This window comes from Streptomyces sp. NPDC001889, assembly GCF_053594535.1.
The window spans coordinates 24,942-46,761 of record NZ_JBSFER010000004.1; the positions used below are offsets into that span (position 1 = coordinate 24,942).

The 21,820-nt window shown below is 73.9% G+C and carries 21 protein-coding genes and 7 tRNA genes; 12 read left to right on the forward strand and 16 right to left on the reverse strand.

All coding sequences use genetic code 11. From position 1 onward, the window contains the following. Nucleotides 1–8 precede the first annotated feature (8 nt). Nucleotides 9–569, reverse strand: coding sequence for an HIT family protein (locus ACWCRA_RS05320; protein ID WP_351556944.1), 561 nt, complete (start codon nt 567–569; stop codon nt 9–11). A gap of 66 nt (nt 570–635) precedes the next feature. On the opposite strand from ACWCRA_RS05320, the gene ACWCRA_RS05325 reads away from it, so the two are divergent. After that, nucleotides 636–1,307 carry a potassium channel family protein gene (locus ACWCRA_RS05325; RefSeq protein ID WP_351556947.1) on the forward strand — a complete coding sequence of 224 codons (672 nt, stop codon included), beginning with the start codon at nt 636–638 and terminating at the stop codon, nt 1,305–1,307. 143 nt (nt 1,308–1,450) lie between these two features. Here the strand turns inward: ACWCRA_RS05325 and thrS are convergent, their stop codons facing one another. Together thrS and ACWCRA_RS05335 are read right to left on the reverse strand one after the other, a co-directional pair. Beyond that, nucleotides 1,451–3,427, reverse strand: a complete 1,977-nt coding sequence (gene thrS, locus ACWCRA_RS05330) for a threonine--tRNA ligase (protein ID WP_351556950.1) — start codon at nt 3,425–3,427, stop codon at nt 1,451–1,453. A 126-nt stretch (nt 3,428–3,553) separates the two neighbouring features. Beyond that, nucleotides 3,554–4,693 carry a hypothetical protein gene (locus tag ACWCRA_RS05335; RefSeq protein WP_351556953.1) on the reverse strand — a complete coding sequence of 380 codons (1,140 nt, stop codon included), beginning with the start codon at nt 4,691–4,693 and terminating at the stop codon, nt 3,554–3,556. A 190-nt stretch (nt 4,694–4,883) separates the two neighbouring features. On the opposite strand from ACWCRA_RS05335, the gene ACWCRA_RS05340 reads away from it, so the two are divergent. Then, the gene (locus ACWCRA_RS05340; protein WP_351556956.1) at nt 4,884–5,615 is read left to right on the forward strand and encodes an exonuclease domain-containing protein; all 732 of its coding nucleotides are present in this window, start codon (nt 4,884–4,886) and stop codon (nt 5,613–5,615) included. A 605-nt stretch (nt 5,616–6,220) separates the two neighbouring features. Here the strand turns inward: ACWCRA_RS05340 and ACWCRA_RS05345 are convergent. Then, a tRNA-Val gene (locus ACWCRA_RS05345) sits at nt 6,221–6,292 on the reverse strand. Further along, the gene (locus ACWCRA_RS05350; RefSeq protein ID WP_351556959.1) at nt 6,283–6,777 is read right to left on the reverse strand and encodes an SRPBCC family protein; all 495 of its coding nucleotides are present in this window, start codon (nt 6,775–6,777) and stop codon (nt 6,283–6,285) included. Before ACWCRA_RS05350 ends, ACWCRA_RS05345 begins: the two co-directional genes overlap by 10 nt. Before the next feature lie 101 nt (nt 6,778–6,878). Between ACWCRA_RS05350 and ACWCRA_RS05355 the strand changes: the two genes are divergently transcribed. Beyond that, nucleotides 6,879–9,278, forward strand: coding sequence for an SCO7613 C-terminal domain-containing membrane protein (locus ACWCRA_RS05355; protein ID WP_451066888.1), 2,400 nt, complete (start codon nt 6,879–6,881; stop codon nt 9,276–9,278). Between the two features lie 169 nt (nt 9,279–9,447). Here ACWCRA_RS05355 and ACWCRA_RS05360 read toward each other — a convergent pair. Beyond that, nucleotides 9,448–9,519, reverse strand: a tRNA-Val gene (locus ACWCRA_RS05360). Between the two features lie 54 nt (nt 9,520–9,573). After that, nucleotides 9,574–10,062, reverse strand: a complete 489-nt coding sequence (locus tag ACWCRA_RS05365; RefSeq protein ID WP_351556964.1) for a TIGR02611 family protein — start codon at nt 10,060–10,062, stop codon at nt 9,574–9,576. 190 nt (nt 10,063–10,252) lie between these two features. On the opposite strand from ACWCRA_RS05365, the gene ACWCRA_RS05370 reads away from it, so the two are divergent. Next, the gene (locus ACWCRA_RS05370; protein ID WP_003959770.1) at nt 10,253–10,666 is read left to right on the forward strand and encodes an SsgA family sporulation/cell division regulator; all 414 of its coding nucleotides are present in this window, start codon (nt 10,253–10,255) and stop codon (nt 10,664–10,666) included. A 227-nt stretch (nt 10,667–10,893) separates the two neighbouring features. Further along, nucleotides 10,894–11,451, forward strand: a complete 558-nt coding sequence (locus ACWCRA_RS05375; protein ID WP_351556966.1) for a CGNR zinc finger domain-containing protein — start codon at nt 10,894–10,896, stop codon at nt 11,449–11,451. Nucleotides 11,452–11,465: 14 nt separating this feature from the next. Here the strand turns inward: ACWCRA_RS05375 and ACWCRA_RS05380 are convergent, their stop codons facing one another. Both ACWCRA_RS05380 and ACWCRA_RS05385 read right to left on the reverse strand, forming a co-directional pair. After that, complete coding sequence (locus ACWCRA_RS05380) at nt 11,466–11,627, reverse strand: hypothetical protein (RefSeq protein ID WP_351556968.1); 162 nt, start codon at nt 11,625–11,627, stop codon at nt 11,466–11,468. A 114-nt stretch (nt 11,628–11,741) separates the two neighbouring features. After that, entirely contained in the window at nt 11,742–12,176 is a 435-nt protein-coding gene (locus tag ACWCRA_RS05385; RefSeq protein ID WP_351556971.1) for a hypothetical protein, read from the reverse strand. A gap of 189 nt (nt 12,177–12,365) precedes the next feature. On the opposite strand from ACWCRA_RS05385, the gene ACWCRA_RS05390 reads away from it, so the two are divergent. Continuing rightward, nucleotides 12,366–12,875, forward strand: coding sequence for a DsbA family protein (locus tag ACWCRA_RS05390; RefSeq protein ID WP_351556974.1), 510 nt, complete (start codon nt 12,366–12,368; stop codon nt 12,873–12,875). A 446-nt stretch (nt 12,876–13,321) separates the two neighbouring features. Beyond that, nucleotides 13,322–14,089, forward strand: coding sequence for an IclR family transcriptional regulator domain-containing protein (locus ACWCRA_RS05395; protein ID WP_451066889.1), 768 nt, complete (start codon nt 13,322–13,324; stop codon nt 14,087–14,089). 7 nt (nt 14,090–14,096) lie between these two features. Here ACWCRA_RS05395 and ACWCRA_RS05400 read toward each other — a convergent pair whose 3' ends face one another. The 4 genes from ACWCRA_RS05400 to ACWCRA_RS05415 all read right to left on the reverse strand — a co-directional run bounded on the left by ACWCRA_RS05400 (nt 14,097) and on the right by ACWCRA_RS05415 (nt 18,674). After that, nucleotides 14,097–15,680 (reverse strand): GMC family oxidoreductase, encoded by a 1,584-nt coding sequence (locus ACWCRA_RS05400; RefSeq protein ID WP_351556980.1) that lies wholly within the window; start codon nt 15,678–15,680, stop codon nt 14,097–14,099. 118 nt (nt 15,681–15,798) lie between these two features. Then, nucleotides 15,799–16,638 carry a GNAT family N-acetyltransferase gene (locus ACWCRA_RS05405; RefSeq protein ID WP_351556983.1) on the reverse strand — a complete coding sequence of 280 codons (840 nt, stop codon included), beginning with the start codon at nt 16,636–16,638 and terminating at the stop codon, nt 15,799–15,801. Between the two features lie 100 nt (nt 16,639–16,738). Further along, on the reverse strand, nt 16,739–17,575 hold the full coding sequence (locus ACWCRA_RS05410; RefSeq protein ID WP_351556986.1) for an aminotransferase class IV: 837 nt from the start codon (nt 17,573–17,575) through the stop codon (nt 16,739–16,741). Nucleotides 17,576–17,597: 22 nt separating this feature from the next. Beyond that, on the reverse strand, nt 17,598–18,674 hold the full coding sequence (locus tag ACWCRA_RS05415; protein ID WP_351556989.1) for a chorismate-binding protein: 1,077 nt from the start codon (nt 18,672–18,674) through the stop codon (nt 17,598–17,600). A 168-nt stretch (nt 18,675–18,842) separates the two neighbouring features. On the opposite strand from ACWCRA_RS05415, the gene ACWCRA_RS05420 reads away from it, so the two are divergent. From ACWCRA_RS05420 to ACWCRA_RS05440, 5 genes are all read left to right on the forward strand, one after another. Continuing rightward, nucleotides 18,843–18,915, forward strand: a tRNA-Gly gene (locus ACWCRA_RS05420). Nucleotides 18,916–18,952: 37 nt separating this feature from the next. Then, nucleotides 18,953–19,026: transfer RNA gene (locus ACWCRA_RS05425), tRNA-Cys, on the forward strand. Between the two features lies 1 nt (nt 19,027). Then, nucleotides 19,028–19,099: transfer RNA gene (locus ACWCRA_RS05430), tRNA-Val, on the forward strand. Nucleotides 19,100–19,144: 45 nt separating this feature from the next. Beyond that, a tRNA-Val gene (locus ACWCRA_RS05435) sits at nt 19,145–19,216 on the forward strand. Between the two features lie 70 nt (nt 19,217–19,286). Then, nucleotides 19,287–19,361: transfer RNA gene (locus tag ACWCRA_RS05440), tRNA-Val, on the forward strand. 66 nt (nt 19,362–19,427) lie between these two features. Here ACWCRA_RS05440 and ACWCRA_RS05445 read toward each other — a convergent pair. From ACWCRA_RS05445 to ACWCRA_RS05455, 3 genes are all read right to left on the reverse strand, one after another. Beyond that, nucleotides 19,428–19,781: a TFIIB-type zinc ribbon-containing protein gene (locus ACWCRA_RS05445; RefSeq protein ID WP_451066890.1), complete on the reverse strand. Its 354-nt coding sequence runs from the start codon at nt 19,779–19,781 to the stop codon at nt 19,428–19,430. A gap of 65 nt (nt 19,782–19,846) precedes the next feature. Further along, nucleotides 19,847–20,821, reverse strand: a complete 975-nt coding sequence (locus ACWCRA_RS05450) for a phosphotransferase family protein (protein WP_451066891.1) — start codon at nt 20,819–20,821, stop codon at nt 19,847–19,849. A gap of 611 nt (nt 20,822–21,432) precedes the next feature. Next, entirely contained in the window at nt 21,433–21,639 is a 207-nt protein-coding gene (locus tag ACWCRA_RS05455) for a hypothetical protein (RefSeq protein WP_351556998.1), read from the reverse strand. Nucleotides 21,640–21,820 lie beyond the last annotated feature (181 nt).

Below are 21,820 nucleotides of genomic sequence, written 5' to 3' on the forward strand. Positions count from 1 at the left end.
GGGACGGCTCAGTCCGTGGGCCAGGAGCCCGCCAGCATCGCCCTGGTGTCCGCGAGAAGCTGCGGCAGCACCTTCGTGTGCCCGACGACCGGCATGAAGTTGGTGTCCCCGCCCCAGCGCGGAACGATGTGCTGGTGCAGATGGGCCGCGATCCCCGCACCTGCGGAGATGCCCTGGTTCATCCCGATATTGAAGCCGTGTGCCCCTGACGCCGTCCGCAGCGCGGTCATCGCCCGCTTGGTGAAGTCCGCCAGCTCGGCGGTCTCCGCGCCGTTCAGCTCGGTGTAGTCGGCGACATGCCGGAAGGGGACCACCATCAGGTGCCCGCCGTTGTACGGATAGAGGTTGAGCACCGCGTAGACGGACGAACCGCGCGCGATCACCAGCCCGTCCTCGTCGGACTTGGCCGGGATGGAGCAGAAGGGGCAGCCGTCACCGGCCTCGGGCCCGCTCGGCTTGTTCTCCCCTTGGATGTAGGCCATCCGGTGAGGCGTCCAGAGGCGCTGAAACGCGTCGGGCGTCCCCACTCCCATCTGCTGCTCCGGGTCACTCGTCATGCTGTGCAGCATATGGCGTCGCCCCTGCGGAGCGTGTCGCCGGGGGCGGGGTCCGCCGGGCCCGGCGATGCTGGACGGATGGACGATGAGAGCAGGCTGTGGGCCTGGCGCCGACGCATGGAGATTCCGCTGTTCGCCGCGTCGGCGCTCTATCTCGCCTGCTACGCGGTACGGGTGCTGGCCCACGGTCTGCCCGGGGGGTGGCAGGACGCGCTGCTGACGGTGACCTACGCGGTGTGGGCGCTCTTCGCCGTGGACTACGCGGTGCGCTGGCGGCTCAGCGGGGAGGGCCCGGCCTATCTCCGCCGGCATCTCATGGACGCGGTCGTGGTGCTGCTGCCGCTGCTGCGCCCGCTGCGGATCGTACAGATCTACGAGACGGTCCGGCACCGCCGCGCACACGCGCGGCTGTCCCTGTACGCGCGGGTGATCGCCTACGCGGGGCTCTCGGCGGTGCTGCTGGGCTTCGCGGGCGCGCTCGCCGTCTACTCGGCGGAGCGCGGCGCGCCCGGGGCGTCGATCGTGACCTTCGGGGACTCCGTGTGGTGGGCGTGCTCGACGCTCACCACGGTCGGGTACGGCGACATCACACCGGTGACCCCGCTGGGGCGGGTGGTGGCGACGGGGATGATGGCCGGGGGGATGGCGCTGCTGGGGGCGGTCACGGGATCGTTCTCCTCGTGGCTGATCCAGACCTTCACCCTGGACGAGGACCGACGGCCCCCGGGGGGTTCCCCGGGAGCCGTCTGAGCACTGCCGCCACCGGGGCCGGGACGGGCGGACACGGTCCGGGAGCCGGTCCCGGAACCCGGCCGCCCCGGGCCCGGACGCTATCCCGGACCCGGACGCGGGCCCTGCGCGGTCCCGGACCCGGGGTGGCGCCGGAGGCGGTCTCAGACCTGGACGCGGTCCTGGACCACCTGGGCCAGCTTGGCCAGGGCCGCGTCGCGCGGCACGCCGTTCTCCTGCGAGCCGTCGCGGTAGCGGAAGGAGACCGTGCCCGCGTTCATGTCCTCGTCACCGACGATGATCATGAAGGGGACCTTCAGCTTCTGGTGGTTGCGGATCTTCTTCTGCATCCGGTCGGAGGAGGCGTCGACCTCCACCCGCAGGCCCTGCTTCCGCGCCTCGGCCGCGAACTCCTGGAGGTAGTCGACGTGCGCGTCGCCGATCGGGATGCCGACGGCCTGCACCGGAGCCAGCCACGGCGGCATCGCGCCCGCGTAGTGCTCCAGGAGCACGGCGAAGAACCGCTCGATCGAGCCGAAGAGCGCGCGGTGGATCATGACGGGCCGCTGGCGCGAGCCGTCCGGCGCGGTGTATTCGAGGTTGAAGCGCTCGGGCAGGTTGAAGTCGAGCTGGACGGTGGACATCTGCCAGGTCCGGCCGATCGCGTCCCGCGCCTGCACCGAGATCTTCGGGCCGTAGAAGGCCGCGCCGCCCGGGTCGGGGGTCAGCGGGAGCCCCTGCTTCTCGGCCACCTGGCGCAGCACCTCGGTGGCCTCCTCCCAGGCCTCGTCCGAGCCGACGTACTTCTCGGGGTCCTTGGTGGACAGCTCCAGATAGAAGTCGGTCAGACCGTAGTCGCGGAGGAGGTTGAGGACGAAGGTGAGGGTGCGGTCCAGCTCCTCGGCCATCTGCTCGCGGGTGCAGTAGATGTGCGCGTCGTCCTGGGTGAAGCCGCGGGCCCGGGTCAGACCGTGCACGACGCCGGACTTCTCGTACCGGTAGACCGTGCCGAACTCGAACATCCGCAGCGGCAGCTCACGGTAGGAGCGGCCCCGGGCGTCGAAGATCAGGTTGTGCATCGGGCAGTTCATGGGCTTGAGGTAGTAGTCCGTACCACCGTCGAGCTGCATGGGGGGGTACATGCCGTCCGCGTACCAGTCCAGGTGGCCGCTCTTCTCGAAGAGGGCGCCCTTGGTGGCGTGCGGGGAGTAGACGAACTCGTACCCCTCCTCCTCGTGCCGCTTGCGGGAGTAGTCCTCCATGACCCGGCGGATGATGCCGCCGCGCGGGTGGAAGACGGCCAGGCCGGAGCCGACCTCGTCCGGGATGGAGAACAGGTCCAGCTCGTTGCCGAGCTTGCGGTGGTCGCGCTTCTCGGCCTCGGCGAGGAACTCCAGATGCGCCTTCAGCTCCTCCTTGGAGGGCCAGGCGGTGCCGTAGATCCGCTGGAGCATCGGGTTCTTCTCGCTGCCGCGCCAGTACGCGGCGGCGTTGCGCATCAGCTTGAACGCCGGGATGTTCCGGGTGGTCGGCAGGTGCGGGCCCCGGCAGAGGTCCTTCCAGCACAGCTCGCCGGTCCTGGCGTCCAGGTTGTCGTAGATCGTCAGCTCACCGGCGCCGACCTCGACGTCCGCGCCGTCGTCGCTGGAGGCGGAGCCCTTGATCCCGATCAGTTCCAGCTTGTACGGCTCGTCGGCCAGCTCGGCGCGGGCCTCCTCGTCGCTGACCACCCGGCGGGAGAACCGCTGGCCGCGCTTCTGGATCTCCTGCATCTTCTTCTCGACGGCCTTCAGGTCCTCGGGGGTGAAGGGCCGCGCGACATCGAAGTCGTAGTAGAAGCCGTCCCTGACCGGCGGGCCGATGCCGAGCTTCGCCTCGGGGAACAGCTCCTGGACCGCCTGCGCCATGACGTGCGCGGCGGAGTGGCGGAGGATGTTGAGGCCGTCCTCGGAGGAGATCTCGACGGGCTCGATCTCCTCGCCGTCACGGACCGGGTACGCCAGGTCCTTCAGCTCGCCCGCGACCCGGGCGGCGACGACGGTGCGCTCCCCGGTGAAGAGTTCGGCGGCCGTCGTGCCCGTGGCCACCACGCGCTCTTCCCGCTCGGAATCGCGTTGGATGATCACACGGACGTCTGACACCGGTCTCTCCTGACTGAGGGGGTGCGCGCCGGTGGGCACCGGGCGCCCCTGAATCGTACCGAGCCCGGAGCCCCCTCCGCGAAAGGGTTGCCCGGCCGGTGACGGGGAACCGGACCCGGCTCTCCCTCAGCCGGGGGCCGTGTCCGCGGGGAGGTGCTCCACCCCGGAGGCGTCGGTCAGCCGGCGGAAGCCGCCCCGGCTCTCCAGCCGGCCGGCCATCCGCACCGGCAGCCCGGCCAGATGCGCCCGCCCGGCGGTGGCGTACGCCTCCGGCTCCAGCGCCGCCCGGACGTACGGCACCTCCGCGCCGGCCAGCACCCTCAGCCGCACCGTCCCCGCGCCACCGGGACCGGAGCGGCGCATCCGCACCACCTCACCGGTGATCCGGACCGGCATCGACGGCTCCTCCCGCAGAAAGCGGGCGCCCGCCTCGCGCAGCGCGGGCAGGTCGGCCGGCGAGAACGCCAGCGGGCCCCCGCCGTCGGCGCAGCCCTCGGGTGCGCCGGCGCCGGAGGCCCACTCCACCTCGGCGCGCACCCCCTCCGAGCCGCGCATCAGCGCGATCACCGCCTCGGTCAGCTCCCGGCTCACCCCCCGGGCCACGGCCGCGTCGAAGCCGTCCATCCTGCCGGTCGCGGTCAGCTGGTCGAGGGCCTCGCGGGTCGCCCGCAGCGCCTGGTGCAGCCGGAGCGTGACCGGGCGCGCGGTCGCGGCCGGAACGAACGCGGTGAGGGTGCGCCCGCCGCGCGCGGGCGAGACCAGCACCCCTTCGAGCGATGCCTGTGCCTGCCGCCGGTGGCGCGCGCCGTGGTAGCCCGCCCGGCCGCGCGCCGCGAGCGCCCCCGCCATCAGCAGCTGCCGGGCCGCCGAGCGCAGCTGCTCCTCCACGGCCCAGGCAGCGCCGGGCACCGGCCGCTGCGGCACCTCGCGCCGCCAGCGGATCTCGTCGCTGGGGACGGTCAGACCGAGGAGCACCTCCCGCGCGGAGGGGACCGCGCTGCGGGCCAGCGCGGTGAGCGCCGCGCCGAGGAGGTCCTCGGAGCCCGGGAAGGAGCGGCTCTCCGGTACGAGCAGGCTGCCGGCGCCCGGCGCCCGGCCGGGCGGCATCCACCGGGCGCACCGCCCGGCGGTACCGCCCCGCCGCCGCCAGCCGTGCCGGTCCAGCAGGGCCGAGAGGACGACGGGGTCGACACCGGCCGGGTCGGGGTGCCGGGCGCCGGGGGCCGGCGGGGCCGCGCGGGAGAGGTCGTCATGGGGCGGCTGCATCAGGGGCTCCCTCCCGCTCCGGCCGGCGCCGGCTCCCGGGCGCCCGGCCGGGCCGGGCGCCGCACGGGACATCGGATGCGGTACCTGTCATCTGTGTTGTCACCGCCCCGCGTACGGCGCAAACGGCACGGGTATCACCGCTTCGGCGAGGGATCACGCCATCCGGCAGGCAGGGGACGGGAGTTCGGGGATGACGCTCTGGTACGACGGGCCGCTGGCCGCTTTCGACACCGAGACGACGGGGGTCGATGTCGAGGAGGACCGGATCGTGGCGGCGGCGATCGTGGTGCAGGACTCCGCGGGCGGACGGCCGCGCACCACCCGCTGGCTGGTCAATCCGGGCATTCCGGTGCCGCGCGCCTCGACGGAGGTGCACGGGCTGACCGAGGACCATCTGCGGCGCAACGGGCGCTGGCCGGCGCCGGTGATGGAGGAGATCGGGCGGGTGCTGGCGGAGCAGTGCGCGGCGTCGCGTCCGCTCGTGGTGATGAACGCGCCGTTCGATCTGACGGTCCTCGACCGGGAGCTGCGGCGGCACCGCGCCTCCTCGCTGGGCCGGGTGCTCCAGCACACGCCGCTGTGCGTGCTGGACCCGAAGGTGCTGGACCGGCAGCTGGACCGCTACCGGAAGGGCCGCCGCACGCTCGCGGATCTGTGCGCGCAGTACGAGGTGGTGCTGGAGGGGGCGCATGACGCGGCGGCGGACGCGCTGGGGGCGCTGGAGGTGACGCGGGCGGTGGGGAGGAGGTTCGCGGCGAGGATGGACCGGCTCACGCCGCCGGAGCTGCACTCGCTCCAGCAGGAGTGGCATGCCGCGCAGGCGCGGGGGCTCCAGGCCTGGTTCACCCGTGGCGGCACGCCGGAACCGGTGGACCCCTCCTGGCCCCTCCGCCCCACCACCCTCAGCCCCTCGGGCGTCTGACCCCGCCTCACCCGCCCCACGGGTAACCCGGGCAATCCCGAACCGTCCGGGGGCACCTCCCGGAGTCAGCTCAGGGGGAGATTGAGGACGACCCCCGCTCAACGCGCAACCCGAGCAAACCCAGCCCGTCCGGCGCTTGAGGACGGCCCCTGTGCCACGGATAACCCGAGCGACTCCAGCCCGTCCGGCGTTTGAGGACGGACCCCGCACCACAGGTATCCCGAGCAAACCCAGCCCGTCCGGCGCTTGAGGACAGACCCCGCACCACAGGTAACCCGAGCAAACCCAGCCCGTCCGGCGTTTGAGGACGGACCCTGTGCCGCAGGACCCCGCACGCTGCGGGCCACGGTCGGGGGCCGGCCCCCGAACCCCCGCTCTCAAACGCCGGCGAAGCCGGATTTCGTGCCTCGGCCCCGAGGCGGGGCAGGGTGTGCTCGAACGCCGGCGGGCTGCGGTAGCCAGGGTCCCCGTCGAGACCGAGCAGCCCAGCCCGTCCGAGGGGGCACCTCGTGGAGGTGGCTCCGGGGGATCGAGGTCGGGACGGCCGCCCGTGGGCGGGAAACGTGAAGGCCGGTCCGTCGAGCAGACGGACCGGCCTTTCCCGGTGGGCGATACTGGGTTCGAACCAGTGACCTCTTCGGTGTGAACGAAGCGCTCTCCCACTGAGCTAATCGCCCGGGAACGCACTGAACCATACAGTCCCCCCACCCCCCGCTCCAAATCCCCCCACCCACGCCTCGAGCCCCCTCCTCCCCGCCCTCATCATCACCGCGTGGTTCGCGCGGAACACCGGCCTGCAGAGCGGCCCCAGCCTCCGCAGCAGCGGCCTGCGGACCTCCACCTCCTGCTCGTACACCGCACGGGTGCCGGCGTGGTGCGGCGTCAGCGTCCAGCGCGCCCAGCCCTCCATGTCCCCGGTGAGGCGGGCCTCCAGCACCCGGGCCGCCGGGTCGTGGCGCAGCGTGCCGACGGTGACCCGGAGTTCGTACGGGAGGAAGGAGCGGACACGCACCGTGCCCCGGTCCGGGCCGAGCCGCGTCGCCTCACGGATCTGGGGCCACCAGAGCGGGTACTCCTCCGCCCGGGCGAGGGCGGTGAACACGGCGCCGGGGGGCGCGGTCAGCTCCCAGACCGAGCGGAAGCGGTAGTGGGACCGGTTCATGGCCCAAGTCTGCGCCCGGCCGGGCGCACGGCGCCTACTCACACGCGGTCTGAGTATCCGCGCCCATCCCCCCGGCGCCTCCCGGGGACCACAATCCGGCCATGACAAACCCTCCGCCCTCCCTCCCGCCGGCCGAGGAACTGGCCCTGCTCGACCATGAGCTGGTGCGGCTCGACGCCCGCAGGGCCCTGCTGCTGACCCGCCGGGCCCGGCTGCTCACCCAAGCGCGCCCGCCAGCGGCCGACGCCGGGGCCCGGGCCACCACCCGCCCCGCCGAGACCTCCGGTCCCGGGGCGCAGAATGTGCTGCTCATCCTCGGCGGGCTGCTGCTGACCATCGCCGCCGTCGCCTTCACCGCGGTCGGCTGGGGGCATCTGGGGATCGGCGGACGGGCCGCCGTCCTGGGGACCGTGACCCTCGCGGCGGGGCTGGCGCCGGCCGTGCTCCTGAGGCGGCGGCTGCGGTCCACGGCGGAGGCGGTGGCCGGGCTCGCCCTGGCGCTGACGGTGCTGGACGCGTACGCCCTGCGCCGGGTCGCCCTGGCCGGAACGGACCCCCTGGCGTACACGGCGGGGGCGGCGGCGGTGCTGGCCGCGCTCTGGGCGGCGTACGGGCTCGCGGCCGGGCGGCTGCGCCCGCCGCTGATCGCCTCGGTGGCCGCGGCGCAACTGCCGCTGGTGCTGTGGTCGGTGTCGCCCGAGGTGACACTGCCGCCGGAGTGGGCGCTGCTGGGGACGGCCGCGTTCGACGCGGTGCTCGTGGTGCGGGCGACAAGCCCGCTGATACGCCGGTGCGCGGCGGCCGGTCTGGCGGTGACGGGGGGTCCGGCGCTGCTCATCGGCGCGTTCCAGTCGCTGTCCGCGCACTCCCCCGGCGCGGCGGCGGCCCCCGCCGCGCTGCTCGTGACGGCGGCGGCGGTGGCGCTGTTCGCGGCCCGCCGGCCGCCCGCCCTCGCGGTGGCGCTGTCGGTGGCCGCCGGGCTCGCGCTGGTGACGGCGGCCGGCGGACCGGTCCGGACGGTGGTCCCGGCCGGCTGGGCGGTGCCGGGGTATCTGCTGGGCGCGGTGGCGCTCCTGGGCGCCGTGTCGCTGCCCCGGGTGCGGGCGGCGGCACCGCGCGGGGTGGTGCCGGGGCTGGCCGGCGCGGCCGCGGCGGTCCACGCGCTGGCCCTGCTCTGGGCGCTGCCCCTGGTGGCGCTCGCTCTGACGGGTCCCCTGGTGGCCCCGCCCGCGGTCTGGTCCGGCGCGGCACCGGGTGCGCGTGAGGCGCTGGGCGCCGGACTGCCCGCGGTGTATCCGGCGGCGGTCCCGTTGGTGGTGCTGCTGGTGGCGGCGGTGCCGCTGGCACTCGGCCGGCGCCCGGGGCCGTGGCCCGCTGTTCCGGCGAGGGTCCGCGGCGCGGGAGCGGTGGTGGCGTGGGGCGGGCTGTTCGCGGTGCCGGCCGCGTTCGACGCGGGGCATGCCGCCACGGTGGCGTACCACCTGCCGCTGACGGTCGGCGTCCTCGCGGTCACCGCGGTCCGGGCGGCCTCCCGGGAGGCCGTCGCGGTCGCGCTGGGCTGTGGTCTGGCGGGGGCCGCGAGTGTGACGGCCCTGGCGCTCGCGAGCCGCCCGGCGACCTTCGCGGTGCTGGGCGCCCTGCTGGCGGTGTCGGCGGGCGCCTCGGTGGTCTCGCGCGCCGGGAACGCCGTACGGGCCGTGCTCGGCTGCACCGCCGTCGCGGCCGCGGCCGCCCTGCTCCTGGCGGGTGCCCGCGCGGCGGATCTCGCACCGCACCACGCCGGGCTGCTGCTGCTCGCGGTACCGGCGGTGACGGCGGTGCTCGGCGCCCGGGCCGCCCGCCACCCCGTCGGCCTCCCCCTGGAGTGGGCCGGTGCCTCGGCGGGCCTGCTCGCGGTGGTCCTCGCCCATGGCCGGCTCCCGGTGCTCGCCCTGGTGCTCTCGCTGGGCGGGGTGATCGCCGCAGGCACGGCGGTGCGGCCCGAGCGGCGCCGGGTCGCCGCCCCGGTCGCCGGGGTGCTGTTCGTCCTGGCCGCCTGGGCGCGGCTGGCGGTCTCGGGGGTGGCGGTCCCAGAGGCGTACTCACTGCCCGTGACCATCCCGGCGCTGGCGCTGGGCGCTCTGCGGCGCCGCCGGGACCCGCGGGCGTCGTCGTGGACGGCGTACGGGCCCGGTCTCGGCGTCACGATGGTGCCGAGCCTGCTGCTGGTCTGGGGGGACTCCCACTGGGTGCGCCCGCTGCTGCTGGGGCTCGCCGCGCTGGCGGTGACGCTCGTCGGCGCCCGGCGGCGGCTCCAGGCCCCGCTGCTGACGGGTGCGGTGGTGCTGGCGCTGGTGGCGCTGCACGAGCTGGCGCCGTATGTGGTCCAGGTCGTCGACGCGCTGCCCCGCTGGCTGCCGCCCGCGCTCGCCGGGGCGCTGCTGCTGGCGGTCGGCGCGACCTACGAGCAGCGGCTGCGGGACGCGCGCAGGGTGCGGGAGGGCCTGGGCCGGCTGCGCTGACAGACAGCGGGCCGGGCCGGGGCCCGCCCCGGCACCCCGGGCGGGCCGGGCGGGCCGGGCGGACACACGCAGGGCCCCGGGGACGGTGCTCCCGGGGCCCTGCGTGCGACGGTGGACGAAACGAGGGTGGAGCCGGTCGCTTTCGCGAACTGCTCCACCCTCGAACATGTGGGCGATACTGGGATCGAACCAGTGACCTCTTCGGTGTGAACGAAGCGCTCTCCCGCTGAGCTAATCGCCCGGGCGCAGCGCCAACATTACCCCATGTCAGCGGGTGCCCCGGACCCTTTTCGGGCTAGGAATCGATCTTCCACGGCAGGGCGATGCCGAACTTCCAGAGGTAGACCGCGGCCAGGGCCGCGCAGATCACCCCGCCGACGCTGGTGAGGATGATGTTCCGCCGCCGCACCCTCGGGTCGAGCGCCCGCTGTGCCGCCTCGCTCACCTTGCGCTTGGTCCAGCGCAGCACCAGCTGGGCCCAGACGAACTCGGTCGCCCAGATCGCCATACCGGCGAAGATCACCACCCAGCCGGGCCCCGGCAGCACCAGCATGGCCACCCCCGCGGAGACGACCGCGAGGCCGACCACGAAGACACCGACCTGCCAGCTCAGATGCAGGGTCCGGCGCGCCTTGACGAAGGCCGGCGCACGGGAACCGAGCGGTTTCTCACCGTCCACAAGTCCACTGTCGGCCGACTTCGGCTGCCCGGCCCGTTCGCCCGGCCCCGGCTTGATGTCATCAGCCGCCACCGCGACCTCCGTGCCGTTACTCCCCGTGTTCATACCAGCAAATCTACCCGACGTTCCGCAGTCACCGGAATGGTCCCTGCGGACGAACAATCACTCCGCCGTTAGGGGTACCTAAAGACACCCAAATCCCTCAGAGGGGTTTACAACGGCACCGTAGGTGGCATGTCGATTTCGCCGACGTGCGAATCCCCGAGCGCACACTGAGCGAAAGGCCCTGGCGCTTATGAACACCACGGTCAGCTGCGAGCTGCACCTGCGCCTCGTTGTATCGAGCGAGTCTTCACTGCCTGTACCCGCGGGCCTGCGGTATGACACGGCCGATCCCTATGCCGTGCACGCCACCTTCCACACCGGAGCCGAGGAGACGGTCGAATGGGTCTTCGCCCGCGACCTTCTCGCGGAGGGCCTGCACCGGCCCACAGGCACGGGCGACGTCCGCGTCTGGCCATCACGCAGCCATGGCCAGGGAGTCGTCTGCATCGCGCTGAGCTCCCCGGAGGGCGAAGCCCTGCTTGAGGCCCCGGCGCGGGCCCTGGAGTCGTTCCTCAAGCGGACCGACGCCGCGGTGCCACCGGGCACCGAGCATCGTCACTTCGATCTCGACACGGAGCTCTCGCACATCCTGGCCGAGAGCTGAGCCAGGCCGAGAGCTGCACGGCGCCGTCCTACTCGGGGAGACGGCGCCGCGCGGACAGCCTCATCCGGCGAACAGCCCCTTGAGGCGGACAACCACATAGGGCGGACCCTTCGGCGCCGTCATCGCGCATTCCAGCGCGGTGACGGCGCCGATACGCATAGGCACGAGCCGCTAGAGTCAGCGCAATTCGGCGGGCACCGGCCCGCAAGCAGGCCAGGGAGCGAATCGTGCTGATCCCCCACGACACCAGATATGCCCTTGAGGCGGTCATCGATCTGGTGAACACCGCACCGGACGACGATCAGGCCGATGGGTTGACGGATCTCTCCGCGCTGGCCGAATTCGTATCCCGGCACAACATCAGCGATGTGGGTGAGTTGAGCCAGCGGGATCTGAAAGCGGTACGGGAGGTCAGGTCCCGGTTCGCGGAGGTGTTCGCGGCGGCCGACAGCGCGGTGGCGGCGGAACTGCTCAACGAACTGGTGGCGTCGGCGGGCACCACCCCCCAGCTGACCGACCACGACGGCTACGACTGGCATGTGCACTACTTCGCGCCGGGCGCCTCGGTCGCCGACCATCTCGCGGCGGACGGCGGGATGGCGCTGGCGTTCATCGTCGTCGCGGGCGAGCAGGAGCGGCTGCGGCGCTGCGAGGCACCGGACTGCGGGCGCGCCTTCGTCGATCTCTCGCGCAATCGCTCGCGCCGCTACTGCTCCAGCCGCACCTGCGGGAACCGGCTGCATGTGGCCGCGTACCGGGCGCGCCGGAGGGAAGCGGCCGGCTGAGAACCGCCGGCGCCTCACAGGAGGAAGAGATCGTGGACGGCCGCCATGAGGAGCAGCACTCCGATCACCGTAAGGAAGATCATCAAGGGTGGCTGGGAGAGCGCGAAGAGACAGCCTCGCGGCTCGTCCGGCTCATTCGTGGGTGCGGGGGCGTCGCCGCTGGAGGTATCGAGCATCTCGGGGCGATGATGACGCAGCCCGCGCCCCGGTGAACCGGCAACACGCGCCGCGGCGAGGGGAGTTCATCACACTGTCGTGTTCCGCCCCGGGACCTCCCGGGCGCCCGCGGCTCAGATGCCGTGCTTCTTGAGGATCGCCTCGATATCACTGAAGTCGTCACCGGCGCCGGAGGAGGCGGGCTTGGCGGCGGGGGCACCGCCCCGGCCGAGCGAGGGCTTGGAGGCGGCGGGGGCGACCGGATCGCGCCGGGCGGCCTTGGCGGCGGCCCTGCGCTCCTTGCGGCTGGTACCCGAGCGCCGTTCCACCGCGCGGGTGGTCATGAAGAGCGCCCAGGCGCCGCCCAGCAGACCGAAGCCGATCCAGGCCGTGGGGCTGAAGGCGGTGTTCACGGCCCACTCCACGGCGCCGGTGAGCACCAGGCCCAGGGGGACGAGGGCGTAGGCGGCGATCCGGGCGGCGGTGAGGAAGCGCCGGCGGTACGCCGTGATCCCGGCGATGCCCAAACCGGCCGCCGACACCGCTGCACCTATGGTCTCGGCAATCATCCGGTCCTCCAGGCTGTGGCGGGCATGTGCGGTTACGTCCCTTCCATCCTGCACCGAGCCGCGGGGTGCGGGCCACGGCCCCGTATCACCTCAGGGATATCTCGGGGAAAGGATCATCCTCAGGTCCTGTCCGGGGAGGGGGTCCCGGGCCGGTTGGGCGGGGGTGCGGCGGGCTGGGAGACTGGTTCCATGAGCGACTCCCCCACCGACCGCGCCGTCGTCCTCGACGTCTGGTGCGACCTCTCGTGCCCCGACTGCCTCACCGCCCTCGACGATGTCCGCGTGCTGCGCGAGCGCTACGGCGACCGGATGGAGGTACGGCTGCGGCACTTCCCGCTGGAGAAGAACAAGCACTCCTACGCCGCCGCGCAGGCCGCCGAGGAGGCGGTGGACCAGGGGAAGGGCCGGGAGTACTACGAGGCACTGCTCGCCCGGGTGGACGAGCTGCGGGAGCGGGGGGAGCCGGTGCTGCTGGAGACGGCGGGGGAACTGGGGCTGGACGCTGAGGAGTTCGACACCGCGCTGATCGACGGGCGGCATCTGCTGCTGGTCGACGCCGACCAGGCGGAGGGGAAGGCGCTCGGGGTGACGGGGACGCCCACGTATGTGATCGGTGGGGAGCGCCTGGACGGCGGGGTGAGCCAGGAGGGCCTGCGGGCCCGGATCGAGGCGATCGCGGACAGCCTGCTGCCGAGCTGACCTCGGGCCAACGCCCGAGGACGGCATCCGTGCCACAGGGAAGGCCACCGGACACTTCCAGCCGGCCTGGGGGCACCTCCCAGAGGCAGCTCCGGGGGAACTTGAGGACGGACCCCGCGCCACGGGCAACCCGCACCGGGCACTCCCAGCCCGTCCGGGAGCACCTCCCAGAGGCAGCTCCGGGGGAGCTTGAGAACCGACCCCGCGCCACGGGCAACCCGCACCCCGCGGGCCACCGTCGGGGCCGCCCCCGGACCCCCGCGCCTCAAGCACCGGCGGCGCCGGAAGGTGCGCCTCGAACACCGGCGGAGCCGGACCGGTGAGAGTGGGGCCGCCCGGGCCGACGCGCGGCCCCGGGCCTCGCGGGCGCGAGCGGTTCGATTGACGCACACCTGTGCGCTGGATACCTTCGCGCAACAGGCGGGGCGAGTCGACGGGGTGGCGGGATGGGGCGGCTGGCGGACGGGGACAGTGAGGCGCGGCGGCAGCGGCGGCTGCCCGGCGGGGCCGGCGCGGCCGACTTCTCCGAGGCCCTGGCCCGAGGGCTCACCGTGCTCTCCGCCTTCGGCGCCGGCCGCCCCCGCTTCACCCAGGCCGAGCTCGCCCGCGAGCTGGGCCTCTCCCGGGCCACCGTGCGCCGGGCCGTCCTCACCCTGGAGCACCTCGGATATCTGGCGGCCGACGGCCGCTCCTACGAGCTGACCCCGCGGGTGCTGCGGCTCGCCGCCGGCTATCTGAACTCCAGCCCCGTCGCCGCCGTGCTCCAGCCCGTCTGCGACCGGATCTCCGGCAAGCTGGGCGAGGCCTGCTCGGTGGCGGTGCTCGACGGCGCGGACGCGCTGATCGTCGCCCGTGCCGTACCCCACCGGCTGATCGCGGTGGGCAGCGACATCGGCTACCGCACCCCCGCCGCCATCTCGTCCCTCGGCAAGGTCCTCCTCGCGCACCCGGCCCCCGGCGAGCGCACCGCCGCCCCCCTGCCGCCCGAGGCCGTCCTCGCGCGCATCCGCGAGGACGGCTTCAGCTATGTCGCCCACGATGTGGAGATGGGCTCCCACTCGATCGCCGTGCCGCTGCGGCGGCGCGACGGGCGGGTGGTCGCGGCCCTGCACGTGGGCTGCACGGTCGAGCGGATCGCCCCGGAGACCATGCACGGCGCGGTGCTCACCCTGCTCAACGACGCCGCGAGCGAGCTGCGCGAGCAGTTGCTCTAGCGCCTTCTCAGTCCAGCCGGTCGGCCATCAGCTCGCCCGCCATCACGGCCGCCAGATGGGTGTTGGCCCTCGGCACGGCCGGGAAGACCGAGGCGTCGACGACCCGGAGCCCCTCGATCCCGAGCACCCGGCAGTCGGGGCCGACCACGGTGCCGGGGTCCGAGGGGTCACCCATCCGGCAGGTGCTGGTGGCGTGCTGCGCGTCGGACGCGGTGGCGAGCAGATGGCGGTCCAGCAGGGCGTCGTCGTCGACGGCGGCGAGCAGGGCGGCGTTGAGCCGGTCGGGCGCCCCGGCGGCGATGGCCGCGACCTCCGGGCCCCGGGCCAGCTCCAGCACCTCCCTGACCCCGGTGCGGAGCCGGGCGAGGTCCCGCGCGTCGGAGAGCATCCGCTCGTGCACCTCCGGGTGGGCCTCCGGGTCGGCGGAGACCAGCTCCACGGTCCCCCGGGAGTGGACCTGGTTGACCCAGACCCCGAAGGCGCCCGCGCCGAAGTGGAGTTCGGCGACCTCCATCGCCAGCACGTTCTGGTTCCCGGCGGTGATCATCATGTCGTTCTCCCGGGCGTCCGGGCCGGAGCTGGTGTAGCGGACACAGACATTGGTGTGCCGGTCGTCGGGTGTCCGGACCGCCGACTCCCCGGTCAGCGGAATCCCGACGAACACCACCGGATGGTCCTGGAGCCCCCGGCCGACCGGCAGATCGGCCAGCACCTCGATCCCCAGCCGCCGCAGCACCCCGGCCGGGCCGACGCCGGAGCGCTGGAGGACCGCCGGGGTGTGGACGGCTCCGGCGCTCAGGACCACGAGATCCGCGTACTCCCTCACGAGGCCGCCGTCCACCAGCGCCTGGACGCCGGTGGCCCGGCCGCCGGAGATCAGCACCCGGTCGACCAGCGCCCCGCCCCGGACGGTGAGCCCCGGCAGCTCCCGCGCCGGTTCCAGATAGGCGTCGTTGACCGACACCCGGCGGCCCGCGCGCGAGTTGACCGGGTAGGGCGAGACGCCCGTCGCCCCGGGGGCGTTCACATCGGGGGCCCGGCCGTGCCCGGCGCGGTGGGCCGCGCGGTCCAGGGCGGTGTCCACCGCGCCCCACCGCTCGCGGGGTGTGCGGTGGACGGGGATGGGACCCCCGCGCCCGTGGTGGGGGGTGTCGCCGTACTCCTCGTCGTCCTCCAGCTTCGCGAAGTAGGGCAGTACGTCCTCGGGCGACCAGCCCGTGCAGCCGGCGCGCGCCCACTCCTCGAAGTCCGCCATCGGCGGCCGGATGGCTATCTGGCCGTTGACGGCGGAGCTGCCGCCCGCTCCCCGGCCCCGCCAGAACGGCGCCGGGGCCTGCCGCTCGGTGCGGGTGGCGAGCAGGCCGGGCCAGATCAGCTCCCCGGCGGCGGCCGGGTCGAGCAGGGCGCGCATCGGATTCGGCGAGCGCCACACCTCGGGCATCCGCGCGGACCGGTAGTCCGGGCCCGCTTCGAGGAGCAGCACCCGCTTGCCCCGCGCGGCCGAGCGGGCGGCGAGCACCGCTCCCGAGGACCCGGCGCCCACCACGATCAGATCCCAGCCGTTCCGTGCCACCACAACGCCTCCACGCATCGAATGTTCGATTACCGCACCAAAGTTCGCCTTCTTGGAGCACCGTAGGCCCCAAGGCCCTCCGGGAACAACGGAATTGCGGCGGGCGGGCGGCCCCGGGCGGGGGCGGGGGCCGCGGCTACAGCAGGTGCTTGAAGGAGTGGACGGCGGTCGTCCGGTAACCGAGCGAGGCGTAGAGCCCGAGCGCCGGCTCATTGCCCGCGAAGACATGCAGCCCGATCCGGCGCTCCCCGGCCGCCAGCGCACACCGCTCCGCGTGCAGCATCAGCGCCCGGCCGTGTCCCCGGCCGCGCCGTTCGCCGTACACCTCGATGTCGTACACATAGGCGGCGTGCTCGCCGGGGAGCAGCTCCCGGCGGCCGAGGTAGAGATGGCCGGCCGGCTCCCCCGCGTACTCCAGCACCTCCAGCCGGACCCCGGGCGTGGCCCGCCCCCCTGGCAGTCCGGCGCTCCGGTCGGCCTCGGCCTTGGCCCGTGCCGCGGCGGGGGTCAGTCCGCGCTCGGCCCAGCTCCGGGCATAGCCCTGGAGGCCCTCCTCCCACCACACCGCGAACTCGTCGGCGGTCATGGGGCGCGCCGAGGCCCCGTCGGGCAGCGCCGGCGGGGCCTCGGGGAGGTGCTTGACCATGGTGCGGCTGCGCTCGGTGTAGCCGAGCGCGGTGGTGAGCCGTGCCGCGGCGGTCGCGTCCGGCGGTACGGACACCTGGACCTGGGTGCACCCCCAGCCGCGCAGCACCTCCTCGGCGGCGAGCGCGGCGACGGTTCCCCGGCCCCTGCGGCGGTCGGACTCCGCGATCCGCAGGCCGCGCACGGTGCCGCAGCCCGCTTCGACCGAGGGGAGTGAGGCGATCTCGACCGAGCCGACGGGGCGGCTGTTGTCACAGACCTCGTAGCCGCGCGAACGTCCGCCGTCCGCCGTCCGCTGAAGCGGCCCGGACGGCCGCAGGGTGGTGGTCATCAGGGGTGTTGTACCTGCTGGACGGCCGCACGTCACGCGATTTCACGGAAGCGGGGCCGGGGACAGGGGGCACGGGGCAGGGTCCGGCGGGGGCGGCGGCTCAGGAGCGGGCGGACACCGGGTCCGGGTCGGCGGCGGCTCGCTCGGCGAAGATCCGCATGGCCTTGGCGGTCACCGGGCCCGGAGCGCCCGGCAGTTCCCGGCCGTCGACCCGGCGCACCGCCTGGACATCGCGCAGGCTGGAGGTGAGGAAGACCTCATCCGCCCGCTCCAGGACGTCGAAGGGCAGATCGGTCTCCCGGGCGCCGGTCCACTCCACGGCCAGGGCACGGGTGATGCCCGCCAGACAGCCGGAGGAGACGGGCGGGGTGTGCAGCTCGCCGTCGACGACGACGAAGACATTGGAGCCGGTGCCCTCGCAGAGCCGTCCCACCGTGTTGGCCATCAGGGCCTCGGACGCGCCCTGTCCCGCCGCCCTGGCGAGCGCGACCACGTTCTCCGCGTACGAGGTGGTCTTCAGGCCGGTCACCGCGCCGCGCTCATTGCGCGTCCAGGGGACGGTGACCACGGCGGTGGTGTCGGGGCGGGCCGGGGTCGGGGCGTGCGCGACGACCAGGGTGGGTGTGGCGGTGCCGCGCTCGGAGCCGAGCGGGGAGAGTCCGCCGGTGCACGTGACGCGGAGCCGGCCGCGCGGCAGCGGATTGGCCTCCAGCACGGCGGCGCAGGCGCGGCGGACCTCGTCGTGGTCGGGCTCCGGCAGCCCGAGGCCCAGCGCCGAGCGGGTCAGCCGCTCCAGGTGCAGGGTGAGCGCGAAGGGCCGGCCGTCCACCGTCTTCAGGGTCTCGAAGACGCCGTCCCCGACCGTGAGGCCGTGGTCGAGCACCGAGACCCGGGCATCGTCCGCGTCCCTGAGTCCGCCGTTGACCCAAAGCTTCATCTGGCTGATCCCTCCGCTGTCGTCATCCGCCCGCGCTGTCGGCGGCGTACGCGCTGTGCGCGCCGCTGTCCTGGGCCGACGCTATCGCGAGCAGCCGGGACGCCTTCAGCTCGGTCTCGTCCCACTCCCGGTCGGGGTCGGAGCCCCAGGTGATCCCGGCGCCGGTGCCGAACCGCAGAACCGCTCCCGCGCCGGGGGCCCGGTCGATCCAGAAGGTGCGTATGCCGACGGCCAGCTCCGCCGTGCGGCGGTCGGCGTCCACCCAGCCGACGCCCCCGCAGTACGGCCCCCGGGGCGCCGTCTCCAGCGCTTCGATGATCTTCAGCGCGGCGGATTTGGGGGCTCCGGTGACCGAGCCGGGCGGGAAGGTGGCGTCCAGGAGCTGCCGCCACCCCTCCTTGGGGCCCAGTTCGCCCCGTACGGTCGAGACGAGATGGACCAGGCCCGGGTGGGCCTCGACCGCGCAGAGCCGGGGCACGCTCACGGTCCCGGTGGCGCAGACCCGGCCCAGGTCGTTGCGGACCAGGTCCACGATCATGACGTTCTCGGCGTGGTCCTTGGCGAGCAGATCCCCGGCGGTGCGGCCGGTGCCCTTGATCGGACCCGACTCGATCACGGAGTCCGTACGCCGCAGATACAGCTCGGGCGAGGCCGTGGCGATCTCCACCCCGTGGGCGGGCAGGCGGATCGTTCCCGCGTAGGGGGCCGGGTTGCCGCGCGCCAGCAGCGCGGTCAGCGCGTCGATGTCGGCGGTGTCCGCCGCGGGCAGCGGGGCGGAGAGCACCCGGCAGAGGTTGGCCTGATAGACCTCCCCGGCCGCGATGTGCTCCCGGACGCGCCGGACGCCCGCGGTGTAGCCGGCCCGGTCCAGCGATGACGTCCACTCGCCCGTGGCGGGTCCGCGCCAGCGCCCGGGCACGGGCGCCGGGACCGGTTCGGTACGGACGTCCTGGAAGCGGGCGCAGGTCAGAGCCCCTTCGAAGTCGGCGGCGACAGCCCAGAAGCCGGACGAGTCAAGAGCTTCGGGGTCGCTGGTGACATCCCGGAGGCCGGTGGCGACAAGCCGCCCGAAGCGGGCGAGAGGAACGAGGTCATGCACGCTGCCGAGTCTATGACCGGCGCGGATGGCCCGGCGGCGGACGGCGCTCCGCCCGCTGCGGGGCGAACACACGTCAGCACGCTGCGGAAACGCGTTTTTGTGCTGGCTCAGGAATCCGCTAGAGTTCAACACGTCGCCGGGACGCGCCAGCGGAACGGAAACAGACAAGCGGACGTGGCTCAGTTGGTAGAGCATCACCTTGCCAAGGTGAGGGTCGCGAGTTCGAATCTCGTCGTCCGCTCGAAGTGGGGGATCTTTTCCCGAACCCCCGCACTCCGGGTGGAGTGGCCGAGAGGCGAGGCAACGGCCTGCAAAGCCGTCTACACGGGTTCAAATCCCGTCTCCACCTCCAAGGACGATTAGCTCAGCGGGAGAGCGCTTCCCTGACACGGAAGAGGTCACTGGTTCAATCCCAGTATCGTCCACTGAATCCGCGAGGATTCGAACCCGGTCCTCGGTCCGGGAGCCCGGCGCGATTAGCTCAGCGGGAGAGCGCTTCCCTGACACGGAAGAGGTCACTGGTTCAATCCCAGTATCGCGCACGCACACGCACCGCACGGTGCGGCACAGCACCACCGGCAGTACAGCCCCGGTCCTCGGTCCGGGAACCCCGCGCGATTAGCTCAGCGGGAGAGCGCTTCCCTGACACGGAAGAGGTCACTGGTTCAATCCCAGTATCGCGCACCACCGCCCGAATCCCCCGGCCGTCCCGACGGCCGGGGGATTCGTCGTTCCACGGGTGCTCCGGGTCGCTCAGGAGGAGAAGAGCATCCGGCCGAAGCCCCGGTTGTGATGGCCGTGGCCTCCATGGCCGTGCCCGCCGTGCCCGCCATGGCCATGGCTGCCGTGACCGTGGCCGCCGTGGGGTGCGCCGTGCTGCGGGGCGCCCCACGCGGGTGCCGGAGGGGCCGGGTACGCCTGCGGGGCGGGAGCCGGGGCGGGCGGGGCGGGCGGCGGAGCCTGCTGGTTCCACTGGGCCTCCAGCCGGGTCAGGGACTCCAGCTCGCCGTAGTCGAGGAATATCCCCCGGCAGCCGCTGCACTGCTCGATCTGAACGCCGTTGCGGTTGTAGGTGTGCATCGGTGCGTGGCACTTGGGACACTGCATGGCCGTACTCAGCTCCTCGCCGGTCGATCGGTCCCGCCCGCATGATCGCGGCGGACGACAGCAGCCTACGACGGATGACCGCCCGCCAACTCGCCCGAGAGGGAAGCGATTCGGGCACAGGCGTCGATCACCGCCCCGTCGACCTCGTCCGGCGCGCGCTCCTCGGCCGCCGCCCTCGCCAGCGCGAGCGCGGCGGTCTGCACGGTGAGCGCCCGGGCCGGCAGGTCGAGCCGCTCCCACGGGTCGCCGGCCGCGGCCACCGCGGGGCCCCGCGCGGCCGTGTACGCGCCGAGGAACCGCTGCCAGACCTCCGGGGCCAGCAGCCCCGCAGCGAACCAGGCCGCCGGGCGCGCCAGATCCCAGGCCGGGTCGCCGAGCCCCAGATCGTCGATGTCGATCAGCAGCCAGGGGCCGGCGGGCGCCGGGTGCCGGACGAGCTGGCCGAGGTGGAGATCGCCGTGGCAGAGGAAGCCGGCCGGGGGCGCGGGGGACTCCCCCCGGGCCCAGGCGGGCAGCAGCGCGCCGGCCCGCTCGACGGCGGCGACGGCCGCCGGGGGCGCCCCCGGCGCCGCCCGCATCCGGGTCAGCGCCCGCGCCACCTTGGCGGGGCCGCGCATCGGCGGCAGCGGACCGGGCAGGGCGCCGGGGCCGGTCAGATGGAGCCGGGCGAGCAGCCCCGCCGCCGCCTCCCAGGGCGCGGCGCCGGGGTCCGCCGGGTCGACGGGCACCCCGTACGGCCAGAGGGTGACGGGGCGGCCCGCGGCCTCCGGGGCGCCGGCGGGCGGAAGCGGCGGCAGCAGAGTCCCCGCGAGCAGGGGGTGGCCGGAGACCGTGAGCCGGGCGCGGTGTCCCACGGGGTCGGTACCGGGCGCGTGGGCCTTGGCGACGGCCCGGCCGTGGCGCACGACCACTCCGCCGTCCCGGTCCGCGAGGACGACCGCCTCGGGCGACCGGCAGTCCGGACAGTCCCCGGGGAGGCCACCCGGGTGCGCGGCGGCCCGGGCCGCTCCGGCGAGTGCGGCGATGACGGCTGTGCTCACATGACTCCCCCGGGGCGCGATGTCGTACCCGCCGGAGCCTATGCGCAGCGCCGGGGGGTGGGCCGGGCGGGCCGGCCGGTTCGGACGGGGCTGGGCCGGGCCCGGCCGAGCGGGGCAGCTCGGGGTGGGTTGGGTGCCGTGTCGGTGCCGGCGACGGCCCACGGCCGGTGCTGGGAGGTGGGTCGCACGACGTGTGGTCGGGGGTCTGGGTAAGAGCCCCACGGCCCGTGCTGGGGGTGGGTCGCACGGTGCGTGGCAGCGCCGCCGGTGAGGACACTGAGCCGCGCGCCCACAGTGCCCGGTGACGTCCCGCAGTCCGTGCTCACGCGCTGTCGGCGACGACCTGCACGGCGCGTGCTCACGGGTGCCGGTGATCACCCACGACACGTGGTCGGGATGTCGGTGCGGAGGCCGGCCGAGCCGTACACGGGTGGCGGGGACCAGTCGGTCCGAGCGCCGGTCCGGGTGGGTGTACGGGTGCGGGCAGCGCGATGGCCGGTCAGCTCCCCAGCTGACCGGCCATTGCTTGCCGTCCGCCGCACCCCCGTCCCCACGGGGTTGTTGGCCGGATGTCCCCGACCCGGACCGCTCTTCCGGGTCCGGGGCGCCGCTCAGCGCCCCAGCATCACGCCCACGGACGACGCTTGTGTGACCACTGCCTCCCAGCCGCCGAAGACGACCACCAGCAGGGTCGCCAGGGGAAGGACCATGGCCGTCGCCACCAGGGGGTGGCGCTGCCCGGACCGGCGGGCGCCGAACGCGGTCGAAGCCCTGCGTCCTTGCGTGCGGATGATCGTCCGCGTTGCCGTGTCCGCCATGGTTCCTCTCCTGTCGTATGAAACAGCGGCGGGTGCCTGACCTCGGGGGACGAGTGCTGCACCCGCCGCTTGACCTCAACACTAGGTACTCACCGGGGCCACCACGTCATGCCCGCGTACCGATTGACGGGCCTCCCGGAGGATGAGCCGTCACCCCTCGATGTACTCCCCTGGGTGGAGA